This window comes from Paraclostridium benzoelyticum (assembly GCF_001006285.1).
GTDB classification, from domain to species: Bacteria; Bacillota; Clostridia; order Peptostreptococcales; family Peptostreptococcaceae; genus Paraclostridium; species Paraclostridium benzoelyticum.
This window is the reverse complement of the sequence record NZ_LBBT01000092.1, coordinates 1-1,588: the sequence shown is the minus strand read 5'-3', so window position 1 is coordinate 1,588 and position 1,588 is coordinate 1. Positions and strand designations below refer to the sequence as shown.

The 1,588-nt window shown below is 23.6% G+C and carries 1 protein-coding gene; it reads left to right on the top strand.

What is annotated here, in order from left to right; all coding sequences use genetic code 11:
• The first annotated feature begins 248 nt into the window (after window positions 1-248).
• Window positions 249-1,445: a S41 family peptidase gene (locus tag VN21_RS04275; protein WP_046822203.1), complete on the top strand. Its 1,197-nt coding sequence runs from the start codon at window positions 249-251 to the stop codon at window positions 1,443-1,445.
• The last annotated feature ends 143 nt before the right edge of the window (window positions 1,446-1,588 follow it).

The following is a 1,588-nucleotide window of genomic DNA, read 5'->3' as shown; positions in this document are numbered from 1 at the left end:
AAATCTGAATAAATATTATATAACTACTCTTTTATTAAGTGCTACCATAATTTTATGGTAGTATTTTTTTTAACTAAATGTATACATAATTTTATTTAAAAATAGAGCATAATAATAATTATATTAAAAAATATATATTTTAACATAATTTCAAATAACTTTTCAAATCATTAATTAGCAAACTAGATTTTGTTGTAAATGGATGATACAATGTTTAAGGTTATTAGTGCAATAAGGAAGTGAATTAAATGAAAAAGAAATTATTATTCTTAATAATTGTTTTTGGATCTATCGTTGTATTTGGGAATAGGGTTTACAGTAAATCAGATCAATTATCTACAACTGAGAAAGTAAGTGATTTTAAGTACATGTATAATACAATAGAGGAGGGGTATCCATACTTAGACGTAAATACTAGGCGTACTGGAAAGGATTGGTTATCTAACAAGTATACATATATAAATAGAATTAAAGATACTAAGAATGATGATGAGTTTGTAGATGAAATGTCGGATATATTATCAGAATTAGGAAATAAGCATACTGAGGTAATAAATAATAAAAAAAGATATGAAATGTTTAAAAAATCATATTCGAAAAATGATTTATATGATTTTCTTAATGATAAAAAAGTTATAGAAAGATATGATAATATAAAATCTGAAATTAACATTTGTGATGGCAATTTTTTAAAAAAAGAGTTGATTTTAAAAGATGCAGTAAATGGTAGTGTTGGTTATATGTATTTACCATCTATGGCTCCTCAAAAGGGTTCTATAAAAAATGATTTAAATATGGTTGGAGATTATATTAAAACACTAGACAATTACAAGGCTTTAATTATAGATATAAGAGGAAATAAAGGTGGAAGTGATGCATATTGGCAAGGAATTGTCTCTGAACTTATAAATGATGATATTAAAATAAATGGATATAGAATTTATAGAAGTAAAAGTGAGTTAATAAAAAATTATACTGATTCAAGGAAAATAAATTTAAATTCTACTGAAAAATTACCTCATAGCATAAGAAAAAATGCTCCAAAAGAAGTTTATAATAAGTTTAATGGATTTGAAAATACATCTTATACAATAAAATCTAGTGATAATTTAAACTTTAAAGGAAATATTTATTTACTTACAGATAGAAAGGTATATTCATCATCAGAATTTTTTGCTATGTTTTGTAAGGAATCTAAATTTGCAACTTTAATTGGAGAAATGACTGGAGGAGATGGAGGAGGATTAGATCCTGCTTTGTTTGAATTGAAAAATAGTGGCTTGATAGTTAGAATGGCTAGTGGAATGTACTTAAATAAAGACGGAATATGTGATGAGGAAGTTAAAACTACTCCTGATTTTAAGGTAAACAATTGTGAAAGAACTAAAAACTTAAAAGATGACAATTGCATAAATAAAGTTTTAGAACTAGAGCATATTGATTAGTTTTAAAAATCCATAAAAATTAAAAATATAAAGGGTATTTTATAATACTATAGAATATTTACTTTAGATTAGCTAAATACAAGTATTTTTAAATGAATTTTACTATTTAAACTAAAATTGTATTGATTTAAGCATAAAATTTT